18 protein-coding genes are annotated in these 17,140 nt (G+C 70.2%); 17 read left to right on the plus strand and 1 reads right to left on the minus strand.

Going from position 1 to position 17,140, the window contains the following annotated elements:
• Positions 1–35 precede the first annotated feature (35 nt).
• From prmC to Vse01_RS17510, 4 genes are all read left to right on the plus strand, one after another.
• Positions 36–1,001 carry a peptide chain release factor N(5)-glutamine methyltransferase gene (prmC, locus tag Vse01_RS17495; protein WP_093405403.1) on the plus strand — a complete coding sequence of 322 codons (966 nt, stop codon included), beginning with the start codon at positions 36–38 and terminating at the stop codon, positions 999–1,001.
• Entirely contained in the window at positions 1,001–1,645 is a 645-nt protein-coding gene (locus Vse01_RS17500; protein ID WP_093405537.1) for an L-threonylcarbamoyladenylate synthase, read from the plus strand. Before prmC ends, Vse01_RS17500 begins: the two co-directional genes overlap by 1 nt.
• Positions 1,646–2,257 (plus strand): arsenate reductase/protein-tyrosine-phosphatase family protein, encoded by a 612-nt coding sequence (locus Vse01_RS17505; RefSeq protein WP_093405406.1) that lies wholly within the window; start codon positions 1,646–1,648, stop codon positions 2,255–2,257. It abuts the gene before it with no gap.
• Between the two features lie 95 nt (positions 2,258–2,352).
• Positions 2,353–4,467, plus strand: a complete 2,115-nt coding sequence (locus Vse01_RS17510) for a transglycosylase domain-containing protein (protein WP_093405409.1) — start codon at positions 2,353–2,355, stop codon at positions 4,465–4,467.
• Between the two features lie 21 nt (positions 4,468–4,488).
• Here Vse01_RS17510 and Vse01_RS17515 read toward each other — a convergent pair whose 3' ends face one another.
• Entirely contained in the window at positions 4,489–5,967 is a 1,479-nt protein-coding gene (locus Vse01_RS17515) for an SDR family oxidoreductase (RefSeq protein ID WP_093405412.1), read from the minus strand.
• Between the two features lie 34 nt (positions 5,968–6,001).
• Between Vse01_RS17515 and glyA the strand changes: the two genes are divergently transcribed.
• The 13 genes from glyA to Vse01_RS17580 all read left to right on the plus strand — a co-directional run bounded on the left by glyA (position 6,002) and on the right by Vse01_RS17580 (position 17,087).
• Entirely contained in the window at positions 6,002–7,288 is a 1,287-nt protein-coding gene (gene glyA / locus Vse01_RS17520) for a serine hydroxymethyltransferase (protein ID WP_093405416.1), read from the plus strand.
• Complete coding sequence (locus Vse01_RS17525; RefSeq protein WP_093405418.1) at positions 7,285–7,755, plus strand: hypothetical protein; 471 nt, start codon at positions 7,285–7,287, stop codon at positions 7,753–7,755. The genes glyA and Vse01_RS17525 overlap by 4 nt, the downstream gene beginning before the upstream one ends.
• A 165-nt stretch (positions 7,756–7,920) precedes the next feature.
• A complete protein-coding gene (locus tag Vse01_RS17530) occupies positions 7,921–8,142 on the plus strand; it encodes a hypothetical protein (RefSeq protein WP_093405421.1) in 222 nt (73 codons plus the stop codon).
• Positions 8,143–8,964 carry a F0F1 ATP synthase subunit A gene (gene atpB / locus Vse01_RS17535; RefSeq protein WP_093405424.1) on the plus strand — a complete coding sequence of 274 codons (822 nt, stop codon included), beginning with the start codon at positions 8,143–8,145 and terminating at the stop codon, positions 8,962–8,964. It begins immediately after the preceding gene.
• Positions 8,965–9,059: 95 nt separating this feature from the next.
• Entirely contained in the window at positions 9,060–9,281 is a 222-nt protein-coding gene (gene atpE / locus Vse01_RS17540) for an ATP synthase F0 subunit C (RefSeq protein ID WP_013735640.1), read from the plus strand.
• 29 nt (positions 9,282–9,310) lie between these two features.
• Entirely contained in the window at positions 9,311–9,841 is a 531-nt protein-coding gene (locus Vse01_RS17545; protein WP_093405427.1) for a F0F1 ATP synthase subunit B, read from the plus strand.
• Positions 9,841–10,662: a F0F1 ATP synthase subunit delta gene (locus tag Vse01_RS17550; RefSeq protein WP_093405429.1), complete on the plus strand. Its 822-nt coding sequence runs from the start codon at positions 9,841–9,843 to the stop codon at positions 10,660–10,662. Before Vse01_RS17545 ends, Vse01_RS17550 begins: the two co-directional genes overlap by 1 nt.
• A gap of 92 nt (positions 10,663–10,754) precedes the next feature.
• Positions 10,755–12,401, plus strand: coding sequence for a F0F1 ATP synthase subunit alpha (gene atpA, locus Vse01_RS17555; RefSeq protein ID WP_093405432.1), 1,647 nt, complete (start codon positions 10,755–10,757; stop codon positions 12,399–12,401).
• Positions 12,402–12,410: 9 nt separating this feature from the next.
• On the plus strand, positions 12,411–13,340 hold the full coding sequence (locus Vse01_RS17560; RefSeq protein WP_093405436.1) for a F0F1 ATP synthase subunit gamma: 930 nt from the start codon (positions 12,411–12,413) through the stop codon (positions 13,338–13,340).
• Entirely contained in the window at positions 13,340–14,794 is a 1,455-nt protein-coding gene (gene atpD, locus Vse01_RS17565) for a F0F1 ATP synthase subunit beta (protein WP_093405438.1), read from the plus strand. The genes Vse01_RS17560 and atpD overlap by 1 nt, the downstream gene beginning before the upstream one ends.
• 305 nt (positions 14,795–15,099) lie before the next feature.
• Positions 15,100–16,245, plus strand: coding sequence for an LCP family protein (locus Vse01_RS17570; RefSeq protein WP_093405441.1), 1,146 nt, complete (start codon positions 15,100–15,102; stop codon positions 16,243–16,245).
• Between the two features lie 89 nt (positions 16,246–16,334).
• Positions 16,335–16,619: a F0F1 ATP synthase subunit epsilon gene (locus Vse01_RS17575; RefSeq protein WP_093405444.1), complete on the plus strand. Its 285-nt coding sequence runs from the start codon at positions 16,335–16,337 to the stop codon at positions 16,617–16,619.
• Between the two features lie 12 nt (positions 16,620–16,631).
• Positions 16,632–17,087: a DUF2550 domain-containing protein gene (locus Vse01_RS17580; protein ID WP_093405446.1), complete on the plus strand. Its 456-nt coding sequence runs from the start codon at positions 16,632–16,634 to the stop codon at positions 17,085–17,087.
• The last annotated feature ends 53 nt before the right edge of the window (positions 17,088–17,140 follow it).

Below are 17,140 nucleotides of genomic sequence, written 5' to 3' on the forward strand. Positions count from 1 at the left end.
TATGCACGTGCACGGCGACGCTTCATGATTATTGCGTGACCACCGCACCGCAACACCCGTCCGAAGGGACGAGACGTAACCGTCCGGGTCCCGTACTTGCCGAAGCGGCTCGTACCCTCGCCGCGGCCGGCGTGACCTCGGCCCGTGCGGAGGCCGAGCTGCTGGCCGCGTACGTGCTTGAGATCTCGCGCGGGCGGTTGGCCCTGGCGGACGGGTTCACCGACGAGCAACTTGACGGCTACCGAGCGCTGGTGGCCCGCCGGTCGCGACGGGAACCGTTGCAGTATCTCACCGGCACCGCCGGCTTCCGGCACCTGGAGTTGGCCGTCGGGCCGGGCGTCTTCGTGCCGCGCCCGGAGACCGAACTGCTCGCCGGCTGGGGCGTCGACCAGGCTCGAACGGCCGCGCGGGCGGGTGGACGGCCGGAACCACTTGTGGTGGACCTGTGCAGTGGGTCGGGAGCGATCGCCCTGTCGGTGGCGTACGAGGTGCCGCAAACCCGGGTGGTGGCGGTGGAACGCTCGCCGGAGGCGCTGTCCTGGCTGCGGCGCAACGCGGCGGCCCGGGCCGCCGCCGGTGACCGGCCGATCGAGGTGGTGGCGGCGGACGCCACCGATCCGGCCCTGCTCGACGAGTTGGCGGGCCGGGTGGACGTGCTGCTGTGCAACCCGCCGTACGTTCCGCTCGCGGTGGCGGTGCCCCCGGAGGTGGCCGACCACGACCCGGCGGAGGCCGTGTTCGGTGGGGCGGACGGGCTGGACGTCATCCGCCGGGTCATCGACCGTGCGGGTTTCCTGCTGCGTGCCGGCGGTGTCCTGGGCATCGAACACGACGACAGTCACGGCGCGGTGTTGCCGGGCCTGCTCGCCGCCGACGGGCGGTACGCCACGATCGTCGACCATCGCGACCTCGCCGACCGGCCGCGTTTCGTCACGGCGTCCCGCCTCGCGGACCGCCCACCACCCGGTGCGGCCGCGACGTGGCAGACTGGCTCCTCGTGATGCTCTACGACTGCCGATCGCTCGCCGACCGGGACCGCGGCATCGCTGCGGCCATCGAGGCGGTCCGCAACGGCGAGCTGGTCGTCCTGCCGACCGACACGGTCTACGGGATCGGCGCCGACGCGTTCACCCCCTACGCGGTCAAGGCGCTGCTGGACGCGAAGAATGTCCCGCACACCCCGCCACCGGTGCTGATCGGCTCCCGGCACACCCTCGACGGCCTGGCCTACACCCTGCCGACGGCGGCGCGGGACCTGGTCGAGGCGTTCTGGCCGGGTGCGCTGACCATCCTGGTCAAGCACTCGGCGAGCCTGCGGTGGGATCTCGGCGACGACAGCGGCACGGTGGCGGTGCGCATGCCGCTGCACCCGGTGGCGCTTGAGGTGCTGCGGGAGACGGGGCCGATGGCGGTCGCGTCGGCCAACAAGATCGGCCAACCGGCCGCGCTCACCGCCGACCAGGCGCGCGACCAGCTCGCCTACTCCGTCCGGGCCTACCTGGAGGCCGGGCCGGCGGTGGATCCGGTGCCCAGCACGATCGTGGATCTGACCGGCGACGAGCCGCTGCTCGTCCGGGAGGGCGCGATCGACCTGGCCCGGCTGCGTGAGGTGGTACCGGAACTGCGTGAGAGTCAGGTGGCGTAGGTGCCCCCCTTCACCGTCCTGCACGTCTGCATGGGCAACATCTGCCGGTCACCGATGGCCGAGCGGCTGCTCACCCTCGCGGTGGCCGACCGGCTGGCCCGACGCGAGGTCGACCCGGAGCGGGTCGAGGAGCTGCTGCACAGCCACAGCGCGGGCACCGGTGGTTGGCACGCCGGTGAGGAGATGAACCCGCCGGCCGCCCGTCAGGTCACCAACCGGGGTGGCGACGTCACCGGTTTCGCCGCTCGCAAGCTGCGCTCCGATCACATCGACGCCGCCGACCTGGTCCTGACCGCCACCGCCGACCAGCAGGAGTACGTGACGGCGTTGCGGCCCGACGCCGCCGCCCGCACGTTCGTGCTCGGCGAGTTCGGTCGGCTGCTGGCCGCCCTCGATCCGGCCGCGTTGCCGGCGGCCGAGGCCACCGCCGACGCGGTCCACGCCCGTGGCGTGGCGCTGGTCGAGGCGGCACACGAGGCCCGGCAGGGCGCCACCGCGTTGCCCACCGACGACCTCGACGACCCGTGGGGGCGCGGCGACCAGTGCTTCACCCGGGTGGCCGACGAGATCGAGGAGACGGTGCAGCCGCTCGCCGCGCTGCTGCTCCCCTGATCGGCGAATTTCATCCGGGTTTGAGGAAAGGCGCGGCAGAAAGGGCGATTAGCGACATCCTGAGGGAGTCCTGACGGCTCCTGCGGGGAGAGCTGATGACCCGGGCGTTCCTGCCGAAGATGTTCACCGTACTGCTGGCCGGCACGCTGGCCGGCCTGGCGCTGGCGGTGGCGGCGTTGCCGGCCGCGCTGGTGTTCGGCATCGGATTTTCGGCGCTCTCCGCGCCGTACGCGGAGCTGCCCAACACGCTGCGGACGCCGCCGACGGCCCAACGGTCCAACCTCTACGCCAACGACGGCACCACGCTGATCACCTCCTTCTACCAGGAGGACCGGGTCGATGTGCCGCTGGACGAGGTGGCGCCGGTGATGCGGCAGGCCATCATCGCCGCCGAGGACGCCCGCTTCCACGAGCACAGCGGCGTGGACCTGCGGGGCATCGTGCGGGCCTTCACCGCCAACCGGCGCGACGGCGCCACCCGGCAGGGCGCCTCCACGCTGACCATGCAGTACGTCCGCAACGTGCTGAGCACCGATCCCCGGCTCAGCGAGGCGCAACGGGCGGCGGCCACCGAGGTGAGCACCGCCCGCAAGGTCCAGGAGATCCGGTACGCCCTGGCGTTGGAGCGGGAGCTGACCAAGGAGCAGATCCTGACCCGCTACCTCAACATCGCGTACTTCGGTGCCGGCGCGTACGGGATCGCCGCCGCCAGCAAACGGTACTTCTCCACCTCACCGGCGAAGCTCACGCTGGCCCAGGCGGCGTTGCTGGCCGGGCTGGTCCGCTCTCCGCACAGCGACGACCCGATCAACGGGGACGCCGACAGCGCGACCGCCCGGCGCGGCTACGTGCTGGACCGGATGGTCGAGTCGGGCGTGACCGCGCCGGAGGAGGCGGCCCGGATCGCCGCCCAGCCGTTGAACCTGCGGCCCAGCGAGACTCCGAACGACTGCACCGCGGTGCCCGAGGGACACAACGACTGGGGCTTCTTCTGCGACTGGTTCACCCGTTGGTGGAACAGCCAGAAGGCGTTCGGCGCCAGCGTCGACGAGCGGCAGCGCACCCTGCGCCGAGGTGGGTTCAGCATCGTCTCCTCACTCGACCCCGGCGTCCAACGGGCCACCACCGAACAGGTGTGGGGGGTCTACCCGGCCGAGCACCCACACGCCATGCCGACCGCGGTGATCCAACCCGGCACCGGGCGGGTGCTCGCCATGTCGGTCAACCGGGTCTACAGCGTGACCGCGAACCCGGGCGGACAGCAGAACCACCCCAACACCGTCAACCAACTCGTCGCCGGCGGCGGCACCATCGTCGGTTACCAGGCCGGTTCCACGTTCAAGCTCTTCACCATGCTGGCCGCCCTGGAGGCCGGGCTACCCCTGAACACGGTCTTCAACGCGCCCCGGCGGATCGTGACCGACTTCCGGGTCAGCGGCAGCGAGGCGAACTGCGGCGGGTACTGGTGCCCGCAGAACGCAAGCGCCTCGGTGAGCGGCCGGCACGACATGTGGACCGCCTTCGGCGACTCGGTCAACACGTACTTCGCCTGGCTCACCGAGCGGGTCGGTGCGGACCGGGTGGTGGAGATGGCCGAACGGCTCGGCATCGTGTTCCGGGCCGACGACGACGCCCAACTGGCCCGGCACGGGGCACGTGAGTGGGGACCGTTCACCCTGGGCGTGTCCGCCACCACCCCGCTCGACCTGGCCGGCGCGTACGCGACACTGGGCGCGGAGGGCGTCTGGTGCGCACCCACGCCGGTCACCTCGATCACCGACGCGGACGGTCGCCGGGTGGCCGCCGGGCAGCCGGACTGCCGGCAGGTGCTCGATGTCGACGTGGCCCGGGCGGCGGCGGACGCGGCCCGCTGCCCGGTCGGCGACCAGTCCATGTACCACGGCTGCGCCGGTGGCACGGCGACCCGGCTGCGCGGTCAGCTCGGCCGGCCGGTGGTGGGTAAGACGGGCAGCTCCGAGCGGTACGCCACGGAGACGGTCGTGGCGCTCACCCCGCAGTTGGCGGTGGCGGCGATGGCCGCCAACCCCGACGAGCCGCGCGACGCCGTCGGCCGTGCGGTGCAGACCGCCATGGTGGAGGCAGTCGGCGAGATCCTCTCCTACGCCCTGCGCGACGAGCCGGTCCGCGACTTCGTGCCGCCGAGCGACATGACCGCCTGGCGGGTCACCGGGCAGCGCACCGGCAACTGACCGACGCCGACCGTAGCCCGCTCAGCGGGCCGGGGTGGCTGCCGCCAACCGCTCGGCCCCCTCGGCGATGTTGCGGGCCATCCCGCCGAAGACCACCGCGTGAAACGGGGTCACCGCAGCCCAGTACGCATGCCCGACCAGTCCTCGGGGCAGGAACACCGCCCGCTGCCGGTAGCTGACCTGACCAGTGTCGTCCCGCTGCACCCGCATCTCCAGCCAGGCCCGGCCGGGCAGCCGCATCTCGGCGCGCAGCCGCAGCAGTTCGCCGGGGACGATCTCCTCCACCCGCCAGAAGTCCAGTGCCTCGCCGACCCGCAACTGGTGCGGGTGACGCCGGCCCCGCCGCAGCCCCACCCCACCGACCAGCCGGTCCAACCAGCCGCGCACGGACCAGGCGAGCGGGAACGAGTACCAGCCGTTCTCTCCGCCGACCCCCTCGATCACCTGCCACAGCGCCTCCGGCGGTGCCGCCACCGTCTGCTCCCGCAGGTCGGTGTAGGCGGTGCCGCCGCTCCAGTGCGGGTCGCTGGGCAGCGGCTCGGCGGGTGCGTCCGCACCGGCGGCGTTCGACCAGCGGGTCTCCACCTCGGCGTCGCGCACCTTGGCCAGCGCCAGCTCGACGGCCCGGTCGAAACCGGTGAGTCCGTCCGGTGGGTCCGGCAGGTACTCCGCGATGTCGTGCTCGTGCGCGACCGCCTCGTGTACCAGGCTCTCCACCAGCGGCCGGGCGAGCGCGTTCGGCACCGGGGTGATCAACCCGACCCAGTGCGACGAGAGAGTCGGCGTCAGCAGGCGTACCGGTAGCAGCAGCCGACGGGAGAGCCCGGCCACCCGGGCGTAGCGCTGCATCATCTCGGCGAAGGTCAGCACGTCCGGACCGGCGATGTCGAAGGCCCGGTTGACCTCCGGCGGCAGTCCGGCGCTGCCGACCAGGTAGTACAGCACGTCGCGGACCGCGATCGGCTGGATCCGGTTGCTGACCCAGCGCGGGGTGACCATCACCGGCAGCCGCTCGGTCAGGTAGCGCAGCATCTCGAACGACGCCGAGCCGGAACCGAGGATCACCGCTGCCCGCAGCACCACCGTGGGCACGCCGCTGTCCAGCAGGATCCGCGCCACCTCGGCGCGGGAACGCAGGTGCGCCGAGGCGGCGTCGTCGGGGGCCGGCTCCGGTCCGCCCAGGTAGACGATCCGGCGTACGCCCGCGGCGCGGGCCGCCTCGGCGAAGGTCGTCGCCGCCTGCCGGTCGGCGGCCTCGAAGCCGACCTGACCGAGCGAGTGCACCAGGTAGTACGCCACGTCGACGCCGTCGAAGACCCCGGCGAGACTTTCCGGCCGGCTCAGGTCACCCTCGACCACCTCGACCTGCGAGGCCCACGGCACGTCGCGCAGCCGGTTGGCCCGCCGCGCCAGGCAGCGCACCGCGTATCCCTCGTCCAGCAGGCGCGGCGCCAGGCGCCCGCCGATGTATCCGGTCGCTCCGGTCACCAGGCATCTCACGCCTCCAGTCTGCGGTCTCATAGACTCTGGCGCTGTGGAGACCGCCGAGGGCACCTTCTGGGGGCCGGACTTCGAGCAGCTCAGCACGGCCGACCCGGAGATCGCGGAGGTGGTGCTGGGCGAGCTGGACCGGCTGCGTGGCGGTCTGCAACTGATCGCCAGCGAGAACCTCACCTCGCCCGCGGTGCTGGCCGCGCTGGGCTCCACGCTCACCAACAAGTACGCCGAGGGCTATCCGGGCCGGCGCTACTACGGCGGCTGCGCGCAGGTGGACCGGGCCGAGGAACTCGGCATCGCCCGGGCGAAGGACCTCTTCGGCGCCGAGCACGCCAACCTCCAGCCGCACTCCGGCGCGAGCGCCAACCTGGCCGCGTACGCCGCCCTGGTGCAGCCGGGTGACACGGTGCTGGCGATGGAGCTGCCGCACGGTGGGCACCTGACCCACGGCAGCCGGGTGAACTTCTCCGGCCGGTGGTTCAAGCCCGTCGGCTACACCGTCCAACGGGACACCGAGCTGATCGACTACGACGAGGTCAGGGATCTCGCCCGTACCCACCAGCCCAAGATGATCATATGTGGCGCGACCGCCTATCCACGGCTGATCGACTTCGCCCGGTTCCGGGAGATCGCCGACGAGGTCGGCGCGTACCTGATGGTGGACGCCGCGCATTTCATCGGGCTGGTCGCCGGGCAGGCGATCCCGTCGCCGGTGCCGTACGCCGACGTGGTCTGCGCGACCACCCACAAGGTGCTGCGCGGCCCGCGCGGCGGCATGATCCTCTGCCGGGAGACGCTGGCCGAACGGATCGACAAGGCGGTCTTCCCGTTCACCCAGGGCGGCCCGCTGATGCACGCCGTGGCCGCCAAGGCGGTCGCGCTGCACGAGGCGGCGCAACCGGCGTACCGCAGTTACGCCGCGCAGGTGGTGGCCAATGCGCGGGCGCTGGCCGACGGGTTGGCGGCCGAGGGGATGCGGCCGGTCTCCGGCGGCACCGACACCCACCTGGCCCTGATCGACCTGCGGGAGACCGGGGTCACCGGGGCCGAGGCGGAGGCGCGGTGCGACGCGGCGACCATCACGTTGAACAAGAACGCGATCCCGTACGACCCGCAGAAGCCGATGGTCGCCTCGGGGATCCGGGTGGGCACGCCCAGCGTCACCACCCAGGGCATGGGGGAGGCACAGATGCGTCAGGTCGCCGGGCTGATCGCCCGGGCGGTGCGGACCGATCCGTCCGCCCCGGGTGGCGTCGACGCGCTGGCCCGGATCGCCGCCGACGTGGCCGAACTGGCCGCCGAGTTCCCGGCGTACCCCCGATGAGCGCGCCCACGGACGGACCCGGCGTAACCCCGGCGACCGCGCCGCGGGCCGGGGAACCCGGCGCCATCCGGGCCCGACTGCCGTACCTGCGCCTGCCACTGCTCGCCTGCGCCGCGCTGGCCGTGGTCGCGGTGCCGACCGCCGCGCTGCTGCGCGGCCCGACCGGTGCGGCCGGGGTGGCCGCCGGCATCGCGCTGGTGATCGTCAGCTACCTGATCTCGGGCCTCTCAGTGGCCTGGGCCGACGCGGTCCACCCGCGACTGATCATGTCGGTGGGGCTGGTCACCTACGCCACGAAGATCGTCATCCTCGGGGTGGCGATGGCGGCCGTGGCGGCCACCGGCTGGCCGGGCCTGCCGGACATGGGTGCGGCAATCATCGCGGCCGTGGTGGTGTGGACCGGTGCCCACCTGACCTGGGCGTTGCGCTCCCCGCTGCCCAGCGTGGACCGTCCGTCGGATCACTGACCGTACGGCTGGCGTTTCCCCGGCGTTTCGTCGGCCTGTCCGGCCGGCCGGACAGGAGTAGGCTGACTCCGGCTTGACGCGCCGCACCCGCCGCCCGCACGCTGCTCGCAGTGTGGGGGGTGCCGCACACTCGCGAAACACCCGGCTGATAGTGTTCGCCTCGTCATGGCCGACAACCCACACCGCAGAAGCCCCGACGAACACTCGTCGGAAGGTGTCGCCGGAGCCGTCCTCGGCTACCTGCTCGCCGGCATCGTGGTGTGGGGATTCCTCGGCTGGTTGGCGGGGGAGTTCCTGGGCCTGCCGACCGGCGTCGGAATCGCCGTCGGCATGATGCTCGGCGCAGCCGGAGCGATCTACCTGATCATGAAGAGGCTCAGTGCCTGAGTGCCGGCACGCGCGGGTCTGTCGAGTGCGGAGGATGACACGGTGAGCGGACAGCTTGTCGCCGCAGAGGGCCTTCCCTGGCCCCCCAGCGTCGGAGACTTCTACCCGCCGGATCTCGCCGGCCCGTGGGTCACGAAGTTCACGCTGATGATCTGGCTGGCCGTCGGGCTTCTGATCATCTTCTTCATGGCCACGTACCGGAACCCGAAGCTGGTACCGAGCAAGGGCCAGTGGATGGCCGAGTCGATCTACGGCCTGGTCCGGGACAACATCGCCCGCGAGCAGATGGGCAAGGACGGCATCCGGTTCGCGCCGTACTTCACCGTGCTGTTCTGCTTCATCGCGGTGACAAACCTCTTCGGCGTCACCCCCGGGTTGCAGATCTCCCCGAACTCGCACATCGCCTTCCCGATCGTGCTAGCCGTGATCACCTACGTGATGTACCTCTACATCGGTGTCCGCAAGCAGGGTCTGGGCCGCTACCTCAAGCAGAGCCTGATCATCCCGGGCGTGCCGTGGCCGATGCACGTCCTGCTGATCCCGATCGAGTTCCTGCAGAACTTCATCAACCGACCCGTCACGCTTGCGGTACGACTCTTCGCCAACATGTTCGCCGGCCACCTGATCCTGCTGGTGTTCACCGTCGGCGGCTTCGTGATGCTGGCCTCGGACAACATCTTCATCCAGGTGACGTCGGTCTTCTCGTTCCTGATGGCGATCCTGATGGCCTTCTTCGAGGTGCTCGTCGCGCTGTTGCAGGCATACGTGTTCGTCACCCTGACCGCCAACTACATCGGCACGTCGCTCGCCGACGGGCACTGATCCACAGACCTCGGCGGGCCGCCCGGCCCGACCAAGCTTCCGGTACGACCGCGTACGCGTGAGAACTCACGCGTCTACTAGGAGGAATACCCGCAATGGACGTTATTGCCGCCATCGAGGGCAGCGTCAACACCATCGGTTACGGTCTCGCCGCCATCGGCCCCGGCATCGGTGTCGCCCTGGTCTTCGCGGCCTACATCCAGGCCAGCGCCCGCCAGCCGGAGTCCGCCGGCTACAACCGCACCTGGCTGGTCCTGGGCTTCGCGCTGGTCGAGGCGCTCGCCCTGTTCGGCCTGGTGCTCGCGTTCGCAGTCTGACGTAGCCCGACGCGACCCGGAGGTCTGACATGTATGTCGCCGCTGAAGGTGTAGAGCACCACCCGCTCGTGCCGATCTGGCAGGAGCTCGTCATTGGGTCGATCGCCTTCGCCCTGCTCTGCTTCGTGCTGCTGAAGTTCGTGATGCCGCGCATGGAGGCGATGTACCAGGCGCGGGTCGACGCGATCGAGGGCGGTCTCAAGCGTGCCGAGGCTGCCCAGGCCGAGGCCAACCAGCTGCTTGAGCAGTACCGGGCCCAGCTCGCCGAGGTGCGTACCGAGGCGGCCCGGATCCGGGACGACGCCCGCGCCGACGCCGAGTCGATCCGTACGGAGATCCTGGCCAAGGCCCGGGAGGAGTCCGACCGGATCATCGCCGCCGGCCGGGAGTCGCTGGCCGTGGAACGCCAGACCATCGTGCGCGAGCTGCGCGCGGAGGTCGGCGGCCTCGCGGTCGACCTGGCCAGCCGGATCGTGGGCGAGTCGCTCGCCGACGAGGCCCGCCGCAAGGGCACCGTCGAGCGGTTCCTCACCGACCTCGAGAGCGCGGGGGCCCGCTGATGCAGGCCGCCAGCCGGGATTCCTACGCTGCCGCGCTCGCGCGGCTGGAGGAGTACGTCGCCGGTGCCGAGCCGTCGACCGTGTCCGGCACCGGTGCGGAACTGCTCGCCGTCGCGGACCTGCTGCGGCGGGAGGTCCGGCTGCGCCGGGCGCTCTCCGACCCGGCCCGCGAGGGTGCGGACCGCGCCGGCCTGCTGAACTCGGTGCTCTCCGGCAAGGTCGGCGCGGACACGCTCGACCTGCTCGGGGCCCTGGTCACCGGACGCTGGTCCGCGCCGTCGGAACTGCTCGACGGCGCGGAGAGCCTCGGTGTGCAGGCGCTGCTCGCCAGCGCGGACCGCGCCGACGAGCTGGGCGAGGTGGAGGACGAGCTGTTCCGCTTCGGCCAGGTGGTCGCCGCGGACCCGCAGCTGTCCAACGCCCTGTCCGACCCGATGGCGCCGGTGGCGCAGCGGGCCGAACTGGTCGGGATGCTCCTGACGGGCAAGGCCCGGCCGGTGACGGTGCGGTTGGCGGAGGCGGCGCTGGCCGGCTTCGGTGGCCGGTCGTTCACCGCCGCGTTGTCCCGGCTGGTGGAGTTGGCGGCGGAGCGGCGGGACCGGCAGGTCGCGTACGTGACGGTCGCCGCTCCGCTCACCGAGGAGGAGGAGCGACGCCTGGGCGATCGGCTTTCCGCCATATACGATCGACAGGTTGCTGTCAAGCTTACGGTTGACCCGACGATCCTCGGTGGAGTGAGCGTACGGGTGGGTTCGGACCTCTACGACGGGACGATCCTGCGCCGCCTCAACGAGACCCGCAACGCGCTCGCGAAGCGCTGACCAGCACCCCGCGAAGCGCCCGGAAAGACAGTCGACCCGAGGACCGGTCGGTACTAGGTATCCCGGGCCCCTGATACTTAAGGAAGCAGAGGATGGCCGAGCTGACCATCTCGACGGAGGAGATTCGCGGCGCCCTGGAGCGCTACGTCTCCTCCTACTCGCCCGACGTCTCCCGTGAGGAGGTCGGCACCGTCGCCGACACCGGCGACGGCATCGCCCACGTCGAGGGCCTGCCCTCGACCATGACCAACGAGCTGCTGGAGTTCGAGGACGGCACGCTCGGCGTGGCGCTGAACCTCGACGTCCGGGAGATCGGTGTCGTCGTCCTCGGCGACTACTCCGGGCTGGAGGAGGGGCAGCGCGTCAAGCGCACCGGCCGGGTCCTCTCGGTGCCGGTCGGCGACGCCTTCCTGGGTCGCGTGGTCAACGCGCTCGGCCAGCCGATCGACGGCCTCGGTGAGATCGCCGACGAGGGCTACCGCGAGCTGGAGCTCCAGGCCCCCAACGTGATGGCCCGGCAGTCCGTCTTCGAGCCGATGCAGACCGGCATCAAGGCCATCGACGCGATGACCCCGATCGGTCGCGGCCAGCGGCAGCTGATCATCGGTGACCGGAAGACCGGCAAGACCACTGTCGCCCTGGACACCATCCTCAACCAGCGGGAGAACTGGGCCTCCGGCGACCCGAAGAAGCAGGTCCGCTGCATCTACGTCGCCATCGGCCAGAAGGCCTCCACCATCGCCGGCATCAAGGGCATCCTTGAGGAGGCGGGCGCGATGGAGTACACCACAATCGTGGCCTCTCCGGCGTCGGATCCGGCCGGCTTCAAGTACCTCGCCCCGTACACCGGCTCGTCGATCGGCCAGCACTGGATGTACGGCGGCAAGCACGTGCTCGTGGTCTTCGACGACCTGAGCAAGCAGGCCGAGGCGTACCGGGCCGTGTCGCTGCTGCTGCGCCGTCCGCCGGGCCGCGAGGCATACCCGGGTGACGTCTTCTACCTGCACTCCCGGCTGCTGGAGCGCTGCGCGAAGCTCTCCGACGAGATGGGTGGCGGCTCGATGACCGGCCTGCCGATCATCGAGACCAAGGCCAACGACATCTCGGCCTTCATCCCGACCAACGTCATCTCGATCACCGACGGTCAGATCTTCCTGGAGACCGACCTGTTCAACCAGGGCGTCCGGCCGGCGATCAACGTCGGTACCTCGGTCTCCCGGGTCGGCGGCGCCGCCCAGGTGAAGCCGATGAAGAAGGTCTCCGGTTCGCTGCGGCTGAACCTGGCCCAGTTCCGTGAGCTGGAGGCGTTCGCCGCCTTCGCCTCCGACCTGGACAAGGCCTCCCGCGCCCAGCTGGACCGTGGTGCCCGCCTGGTGGAGCTGCTCAAGCAGCCGAACTACTCGCCGTACCCGGTGCAGGAGCAGGTGGTGGCCGTCTGGGCCGGCACCGAAGGCAAGCTGGACGACGTCCCCGTCGGCGACGTGCGGCGCTTCGAGACCCAGTTCCTGGAGCACCTGCGGCGCAAGCACAACGCCACGCTCCAGGCGATCGCCGACAACAAGTGGGACGACGACATCATCGCCACCCTCGACTCGGCCGTCGCGGAGTTCAAGCAGGGCTTCCTCGGCCGCGAGGACGAGCGCACGATCAACGAGGCGCCGGCGGCGCCGCTGGAGGGCGAGGCCGAGCACGAGACGGTCACCCGCTACAGCGGCGAGGCTCCGGCCGAGAAGCAGTAGGGCCGGGCCATGGCGGCGCAGGTACGTGTTCTTCGTCAACGGATCCGCTCGGCGAAGGGGATGAAGAAGATCACCAAGGCGATGGAGCTCGTGGCGACGAGCCGGATCGCCAAGGCCCAGGCCCGGGTGGAGGCGTCCCTGCCGTACGCCCAGGCCGTCACCGGCGTGCTCACCGCGCTGGCGTCCAACGCCTCGGTCGACCACCCGCTGCTCACCCCGCGCGAGCGGGTGCGGCGGGCGGGCGTGCTGCTGGTGACCGCCGACCGGGGTCTGGCCGGCGGTTACAGCTCCAACGCCATCCGGACGGCGGAGTCGTTGATCGCCCGGCTCAAGGCGGACGGCAAGGAGCCGGTGCTCTACGTCATCGGACGCAAAGGCGTGTCGTTCTACAGGTTCCGCAACCGGCCGATCGAGGCCAGCTGGACGGGTTTCTCGGAGCAGCCGTCCTTCGCCGACGCCCGCGAGGTCGGTGACACCCTGATCAAGGCGTTCACCGCGGGTGCGGACGACAGCGACGGCGATCCGGGCCCGGACGGGGTACGCGGCGTGGACGAGTTGCACATCGTCTACACCGAGTTCAAGTCCCTGATGACCCAGAACCCGATCACCCGCATCATCGGGCCGTTGCAGATCGAGGAACGGCCCCGGTCGGAGGGCGTCCTGCCGGCGTACGAGTTCGAGCCGGACGCGGAGGCGTTGCTCGACGCGCTGCTGCCGAAGTACATCAACACGCGGATCTACGCGGCGTTGCTGGAGTCGGCGGCCAGCGAGTCGGCGGCCCGGCGGCGGGCGATGAAGAGCGCCACCGACAACGCCGAAGAGATGATCGACAAGTACACGCGTGAGATGAACTCGGCCCGCCAGGCCGGGATCACCCAGGAGATCAGTGAGATCGTCGGCGGCGCGAACGCGCTGGCCGCGTCGGGAAGTGAAGTGTGATGACTGTTTCCACTGCTGCTGGAGGACCAGCCGAGACCAAGACGGCCACGGGTCGCGTGGTCCGGGTCATCGGCCCGGTCGTCGACGCCGAGTTCCCGCGTGACGCCATGCCGGACCTGTTCAACGCGCTGCACGTGGACGTGACCCTGTCCGGCGGCGAGAAGACGCTGACCTTGGAGGTCGCCCAGCACCTGGGTGACAACCTGGTCCGCGCCATCTCGATGCAGCCGACCGACGGTCTGGTGCGCGGTGCCGACGTGCGGGACACCGGCTTCCCGATCCGGGTGCCGGTCGGCGACGCGGTCAAGGGCCACGTCTTCAACGCCATCGGCGAGTGCCTCAACCTCACCGAGGGCGAGACCATCCAGGCCGATGACCACTGGGGCATCCACCGCAAGGCCCCGGCCTTCGCGGACCTGGAGCCGAAGACCGAGATGCTGGAGACCGGCATCAAGGTCATCGACCTGCTCGCCCCGTACGTCAAGGGCGGCAAGATCGGCCTGTTCGGCGGTGCCGGGGTGGGCAAGACGGTGCTCATCCAGGAGATGATCACCCGAGTGGCCCGCAACTTCGGTGGTACCTCGGTCTTCGCCGGTGTGGGTGAGCGCACCCGTGAGGGCAACGACCTGATCCACGAGATGACCGACTCCGGCGTCATCGACAAGACCGCTCTGGTCTACGGCCAGATGGACGAGCCGCCGGGCACCCGGCTGCGGGTCGCGCTCTCCGCGCTGACCATGGCGGAGTACTTCCGTGACGTGAAGAAGCAGGAGGTGCTGCTCTTCATCGACAACATCTTCCGCTTCACCCAGGCCGGTTCCGAGGTCTCCACCCTGCTGGGCCGGATGCCCAGCGCGGTGGGTTACCAGCCGACCCTGGCCGACGAGATGGGTGAGCTCCAGGAGCGGATCACCTCCGTCCGGGGCCAGGCCATCACCTCGATGCAGGCGATCTACGTGCCGGCGGACGACTACACCGACCCGGCCCCGGCCACCACGTTCGCCCACCTGGACGCGACCACCAACCTGGAGCGGTCCATCTCCGACAAGGGCATCTACCCGGCGGTGGACCCGCTGGCCTCCTCGTCGCGGATCCTGGCCCCCGAGTTCGTCGGGCAGGAGCACTTCCAGGTGGCCAGCGAGGTGAAGCGGATCCTCCAGCGCTACAAGGACCTGCAGGACATCATCGCCATCCTCGGTATCGAGGAGCTCTCCGAGGAAGACAAGATCACGGTCCAGCGGGCCCGGCGGATCGAGCGCTTCCTGTCGCAGAACACCTACGCGGCGGAGCAGTTCACCGGTGTGCCGGGCTCGACGGTCCCGATCAAGGAGACCATCGAGGCCTTCCGCAAGATCAGCGAGGGCGAGTACGACCACTTCCCCGAGCAGGCATTCTTCATGTGCGGTGGGCTCGACGACCTGGAGAAGAAGGCCGCCGAGCTGATGAAGGGCTGACCTTCGCGCCGCGCACCTCGCAAAGACACGAAAAAAGAAGGCCGCCCCGGTAACCCCGGGGCGGCCTTCTGTTCATCTTCGCGACGTACCATCGCCGCTGCCCGGTTTCCCGTGCTCGGCGATCACGCCGAGTGCGAGATACCGTCAGTGCGATGTCCAGGAAGGCAACCCGCGCCGTGTCGAGACACAGCCCGGAACATGTCGTGGACACCGCACAGCCACGCTCATGCGCCGATGAGCGTTGATTGGTTAAACCATTCGGCCCCGCGCGCCCGTACTTCCCCCCGGGGGCGTGACGAACGGAGATGCTTGTGGGTAAGGCCGGCAGACGCGGCAAGCGTGGTGGGCGCTCGTCGGTGTGGCGGGGTGTGCCCCGCTGGGCGCAGCTCTGCACCATCTTCGGCGTTGTCCTGATGGTGCTCAGCGGGACCAGCCTGGTGGGCGCGGAGGCGCTGATGGCCCGCTACGAGGGCGCAGTCGGCAAGGCGGACCTCTTCGGCGACCAGGCGGCCGGCGCCACTCCCAAGAGCGACATCAAGGGTCCGCTCAACATCCTGCTGGTCGGCATCGACCCCCGCGACAAGGACACTCCGCCGCTGTCCGACGCGATCATGGTGCTGCACGTGCCGAAGGAGATGGACCGCGCGTACCTCTTCTCCCTGCCGCGTGACCTCTACGTGGAGATCCCGCCCTTCGAGAAGGCCGACTTCCCCGGCGACACCACCAAGCTGAACGCGGCGATGTCGTACGGCAGCCGGGTGCCCGGCGGGAAGCCGGACGCGGCGAAGGGCTTCGAGTTGCTCGCCATCACCGTGCAGCGGGTCACCGGCATCAAGCGGTTCGACGCGGGCGCGATCATCAACTTCTCCGGCTTCCAGAAGATCGTCGACGCCATGGGCGGCGTCACGATGAAGATCGAGCGGGAGGTCCGCTCGGAGCACCGGGAGCCGAGCGGCAAGCACCGCCAGGGCAACCCCAACGGCGAGGGGTACATCGGGCCGCAGGCCGTCTACCCAAAGGGCAAGCAGCACCTGAGCGGCTGGCAGGCGCTGGACTACGTCCGCCAGCGGTACCCGGAGAACGGTGTCCCTGACGGTGACTACGGTCGGCAGCGGCACCAGCAGCAGTTCGTCAAGGCGATGGCGGGTCAGGCCCTCAGCGCCGACGTGGTGACCAACCCGGTCAAGCTGGACAAGGTGCTCCGTGCGGCCGGCGAGTCGCTGATCTTCAGCGGCCGGGGGCACAGCGTGGTCGACTTCGCCGTCGCCCTCAAGGACATCCGTCCCGGCAACATCCAGATGATCAAGCTGCCGGGTGGCGGGATCAAGGAGAACGGCAAGTACCTCGGTGAACAGTTCGCACCCGAGGTGGACGACTTCTTCGTGGCTCTGGAGCGGGGACTGTTGGACCCGTTCCTGCTCGAACATCCGAAGTTGGTGAACAGGAGCTGATCGTGGCGCGGGTCTTGGCACCCGCCTGAAGAACAGGTCCCGGGCGCGACTAGAATTTCCCCAATCCGCCGCCTCAGCAAGGAGACAGCGTGGCAGAGCAGCTTAACGTCCAGCTCGTGGCCGTCGAGGAGAAGGTCTGGTCGGGCAAGGCCGAGATGGTCATGGCCCGGACGACCGAAGGTGAGCTGGGTGTGCTGCCGGGGCACGCGCCCCTGCTCGGCCAGCTCGCCGAGCCCGGCCAGGTACGCATCAAGCTCCCCGGGGGTGAGCAGCTCAGCTACGACGTGGCCGGCGGCTTCCTCTCGGTCAGCGAGCAGGGCGTGACCGTACTGGCCGAGACCGCCACTCCGGCCTCCGCAGCTTCCGGCAACTGAGCCGACCCGCCGATGGAGATCGTCGAAGGGGTCGGAATCGGCGTCGCTGTGCTCCTCGGCGCGTTCTTGTTCCTCTTCATCCGGCGGGCTCTGGTCACCCGTAGCGGAGGCATAATCCGGCTCAGTGTCCGGACCTCCACCATGCTCGACGGCCGCGGTTGGTCGCCCGGTTTCGGTCGCTTCGTCGGCGATGAGCTTCGGTGGTACCGGATGTTCAGTTTCGCCGTACGACCCAAGCGGGTGCTGTCCCGTGAAGGGCTGGCGGTCGAACGACGGCGACTGCCCGAGGGGCAGGAACGAATGTCCATGCCGGCCGACTGGATCATCCTCCGCTGTACCAGTCGACACGCCCCGGTCGAGATCGCCATGGCACGATCCACCGTCACCGGGTTTCTCTCCTGGCTCGAGGCCGCCCCTCCGGGGGCGGTCTCGCCACGTATGGCCTCCCAAGACTGGCCCGCCGCCTGATCCGTCGCAGCTTGGGGTGTGGCCCGCCGTGCCCGGCTCCGCCGGTGTCCGTT

Origin of the sequence: Micromonospora sediminimaris, from assembly GCF_016863575.1 — a bacterium.
GTDB classification, from domain to species: domain Bacteria; phylum Actinomycetota; class Actinomycetes; order Mycobacteriales; family Micromonosporaceae; genus Micromonospora; species Micromonospora sediminimaris.

Bases quoted from the DNA above. Each gene is read 5' to 3' on its own strand.
- Vse01_RS17500 (WP_093405537.1), top strand. From the start codon at position 1,001: ATGCTCTACGACTGCCGATCGCTCGCCGACCGGGACCGCGGCATCGCT.
- Vse01_RS17550 (WP_093405429.1), top strand. From the start codon at position 9,841: ATGCAGGCCGCCAGCCGGGATTCCTACGCTGCCGCGCTCGCGCGGCTG.
- Vse01_RS17530 (WP_093405421.1), top strand. From the start codon at position 7,921: ATGGCCGACAACCCACACCGCAGAAGCCCCGACGAACACTCGTCGGAA.
- atpA (WP_093405432.1), top strand. From the start codon at position 10,755: ATGGCCGAGCTGACCATCTCGACGGAGGAGATTCGCGGCGCCCTGGAG.
- atpD (WP_093405438.1), top strand. From the start codon at position 13,340: ATGACTGTTTCCACTGCTGCTGGAGGACCAGCCGAGACCAAGACGGCC.
- Vse01_RS17510 (WP_093405409.1), top strand. From the start codon at position 2,353: ATGACCCGGGCGTTCCTGCCGAAGATGTTCACCGTACTGCTGGCCGGC.
- Vse01_RS17580 (WP_093405446.1), top strand. From the start codon at position 16,632: ATGGAGATCGTCGAAGGGGTCGGAATCGGCGTCGCTGTGCTCCTCGGC.
- Vse01_RS17560 (WP_093405436.1), top strand. From the start codon at position 12,411: ATGGCGGCGCAGGTACGTGTTCTTCGTCAACGGATCCGCTCGGCGAAG.
- Vse01_RS17525 (WP_093405418.1), top strand. From the start codon at position 7,285: ATGAGCGCGCCCACGGACGGACCCGGCGTAACCCCGGCGACCGCGCCG.
- atpE (WP_013735640.1), top strand. From the start codon at position 9,060: ATGGACGTTATTGCCGCCATCGAGGGCAGCGTCAACACCATCGGTTAC.
- Vse01_RS17570 (WP_093405441.1), top strand. From the start codon at position 15,100: ATGCTTGTGGGTAAGGCCGGCAGACGCGGCAAGCGTGGTGGGCGCTCG.
- Vse01_RS17545 (WP_093405427.1), top strand. From the start codon at position 9,311: ATGTATGTCGCCGCTGAAGGTGTAGAGCACCACCCGCTCGTGCCGATC.